Origin of the sequence: Acrocarpospora pleiomorpha (assembly GCF_009687885.1) — a bacterium.
In the GTDB taxonomy this organism is placed as follows: domain Bacteria; phylum Actinomycetota; class Actinomycetes; order Streptosporangiales; family Streptosporangiaceae; genus Acrocarpospora; species Acrocarpospora pleiomorpha.
Genome location: NZ_BLAF01000142.1, coordinates 337 through 3,830 on the forward strand (window position 1 = coordinate 337; position 3,494 = coordinate 3,830).

General features: G+C 67.2%; 2 protein-coding genes. One reads left to right on the forward strand and one right to left on the reverse strand.

The window, feature by feature from the left end:
* The coding region (locus Aple_RS51605; protein WP_246265705.1) for a CASTOR/POLLUX-related putative ion channel at positions 1 to 1,645 on the reverse strand (1,645 nt) is incomplete at its 3' end.
* A gap of 1,529 nt (positions 1,646 to 3,174) precedes the next feature.
* Here Aple_RS51605 and Aple_RS51610 point away from each other — a divergent pair.
* Positions 3,175 to 3,494 (forward strand): hypothetical protein (locus tag Aple_RS51610; protein WP_218038958.1); only part of this gene is annotated, 320 nt, incomplete at its 3' end.

A 3,494-nucleotide genomic window follows, 5' to 3' on the forward strand; every position in this document is an offset into this window, starting at 1 on the left:
TGGCGAAGCCGACGGGGACGCCCGGTTTGAGGTAGTCGCCGGCGGGTCTCGGGTAGATCTCCGAGCCGCGCGAGTCGAAGAGGTAGCCGAACACGTCGGCCAGGTGCTGGTTCTCGGCGAGCTGAGCCAGCAGGAGGCCGATCACGGTGTCGCTGATGACGATGTCGTCGGCCTCGGTGACCTCGGCCAGGGCGCGGTTGCTCTCCTCGTGCATCTCACTGACGATCGAGTATCGCTCGCCCAGGGCGGTCTGCATGTCGCGGAGCTGGAGCAGGGTCATCAGGGTACGCGTGTCGGCGTGGTGGGCGGCGTACCGATCGTCGGACAGGACGATCACGTGCTGGTAGAGGCCGATGCTGAGGGACTCCAGCGCATACCGGTCGGTGGTGTCGCAGTCTTTGGCGTTGACCGTGAGATGGCGGAGACCGGGCAGGTCGGCGCCCGCGTCCGGATGATCGGCGGCGATGTCGAGGACCGAGCCGGGAGCCACGTAGCCGTCCAGGTAGCGGACGATCTTGCGGGCGCGGCTGTTCCAGCCCAGGATCAGGGTGCGTTCCGGCTGGGACTCGGCGCGCTCGGCGGTCACGATGGCGGTCGCGTCCACCTTGGCGCCGCTGCCCGCCAGCCTGATCATCGAATCGTCCTGGGCGATGACGATGATCTCGTCCGCGGTGCCGATCGGGGTGTCCATCGGCGGGTTGAGGGTGACCGTCCCGCTCTTCCGCAGGCCGATGACGGTGGCGCCTTTGAATGCGGCCAAGCTCTCGCCGTACGTACGAGTGGCCAGGGAGGGGTCGGCGCGCAGGTAGATCTCGCCGTCGTCGAAGTTGAGCAGGTCCATGCAGACGACCGACATTCCCGACTGGCGGGAGGATTGCACGATCAGCCGGGCGGCGGTGTCGTCGGAGTCGACCAGGTGGACTTTCGGGCCGCCCGCGAGCCTGGCCGCCGCCATGTTGGCGGAGTCCGCGATCGCGGCCACCGTCGGCGGGTGCGCGCCCGAGCGTTTGGCCAGCGCGAGCAGGGTTTTGATCACGTGGGCGTCCGGGTCCTCGCCGTGGGGTGACAGCACGACCACCGAACTGGCGTCCTGCAGGTTCATCAACGCCAGGTCGGCCGGTTCGGTGGGCCGCCCGGTCCGGCACACCAGGCGCGTCCTGCCGGTGTCGCCGAGGCGAGAGCGGATCTCGTCCTCCATCGTGAGTTTGTCGCGATCCGCGAGAATCGCGATGATCGTTCCGCGCTGGCTGGCGTTGGCCTTCACGAGCTCGCCGACGATCGTGAAAATCTGGTCCGACCAGCCGAGGATGACGGTGTGACCCGCCTCGATGATCCTCGATCTGCCCTTCCGTAGATCCTCGATCTTCTCCTTCAGCCCCGTGGACAGCAGGCTGACCAGGATGCTCACGATGAAGATCCCGCCAAGCGAGGCGACCAGCATCAGCGCCAGGTAGGGCGCGGTCCCACCGTCACTGGCGATCTTCCCCGGGCTGAGCGTCCGCATCAGCGCCGCCCACATGGCCCCCGGCAGGCCATCCTTGACCTCCGCCGGGGTAAGCCACAACGCGGACCCGCTCACCACCAGAATCAACACCGCCGAAACCAGCGCCAACCACCCGATCAGCGCCGCCGTCCCTTTGGACATGGTGTTGTCAAACCAGTACCGAACCCGCTCCCGAAGCGTAGCCCTCGCCACCCGACCCCCTCAAAGATCGCCTCAACAACCGCCCAAGCTACCCCTCGCCCCCCAAACCCACCGAAGAAACGAAATATCCAAACACGCTCCTGTCAGAGGGCGCTCCTCACCGAGTCATCAGGCACGCCTACGCGCGGACTGTCATTCGCCTGCCGGTTCACGGGACGACTGATCTGCACAGGCACGTCTACGTGGGACTGCCAGGTGTTGCCAGGGGTCGGGAGCGGAATGCGACAGACGTGTGGGAAACCACCGCGACGGCAGGGTCGGGCGGATCCCGGAAGAAACGGTGGACGGGAACCGCGAATACGGCGACGCAAGACCGGGCGGATCCGGAAGAAACCGGAGGGTGGATAGGAACCGCGAACACGGCGACGGTGGGGGCGGGCGGGGCCCGAGGGTTGGGTGGGGAGGAACCCCATGCAATGGCTTTCGTGCGGACGCCACGGCATCGGCGGCGGGCGGAACCCGGGGAGGAACAGAGGATTCGTGCGATGGGTGCCCTTCGCCGAGCGCGCGAACGCGCAGCTCACGATGGGTCCACGATGGATTCGCAATGGGTTCGCTGGTATCCGGCCCTCCAGTGGGACCGCTGGTCGTTGCCCGGATCCGGGCATGAGTTCTCCGGCAGCGGGCACGTGACCGGCCAGCGTGGTCAACAGACCGGTGACAGTACTCGCGAGACAGATCACCGATGGGTTGAAGGCGCTGCGGAACATCAGCGAATGCCCATGAAAGATCGGTGACACCAACCTGCTGCGCTGATGCCCTCCTATCGCGACAATTCGCACATAAACGACTACGCAGAGTTGTTAATCGAACGTGTGAGCGATATCCTGGAGTAGGTCGGCCGGTCGATCCACGACAGGAGGTGTTCCGGGATGATGACCTCGGGTGCGGTACTGCTGTCCGACTACCGCGCCGCCACCGCTTCCCCCGCCGACCCCGCCACTTCCTCTCCGCCTCTGGAGTCCTGCGCTCCGGCCGGTCCTGACGGTCGCGATCCCGTCGGACTTTCCCTCAATGCCCGCCCCGACGGTGTGCCGGTTCTCCATCCAGAAACGCCGCGTTCACTGCGTTCACCCCAGCGACGTGCCGGGGCGCACGAAACCGGCCGCATTCCCGTCGATTCCCATGGCGCGATCCTTCTGGATCCTTCCCGAGTTCGAGTTCCCGAGGCAGCCTCCAGCGGGGACTCCGGCATCTCGCATTCCGGCATAGCACACCCCGCGACGGCACACCCCGCGACGGCGTGCTCCGGCACCGCCCAGGCCACCGCTCACCGGCCGTCTCCCGGAACCGGGCAGAGGTCGCAGGGGTCCTCCGGCAGCGTGCACGAGACCGAGCAGCGTGCTCAACAAGCCGGTGACAGCGCCCGGGAGTCCGCTCACGCAGAGCACTCTGATCGCTCCGATCACCACTCTGATCGCTCCGATCGTTCTGATCATCCTGGTCGTTCTGATCACCCTGATCCGGGTTTGGCCGGGGCGGCGATACGGGAGTGGCTGCACCAGATCGAGGTGATCGCCGCTGACGGGTCGCGGGTGCCCTCTGATGTGGAGTCGGCGATGGCCGAGATCGTGGCGTTGGCACGGGCGATCGATCGGGCCGAGGCGGCGATCGCGGTCCGGCTGGCCGTGGCCGATGCCGGGAAAGGCCAGCAGCTGTTCGGGCGGCGTTCGCTCGGGGCGTGGCTGGCCGCGGCCACCGGTTCCCGGGCCGCTAGGGCGGGGGAACGCGTCACCCTGGCCCGCCAGTTGTCCCGGCTGCCTGATCTGGCCGCGCAACTGGCCGAGGG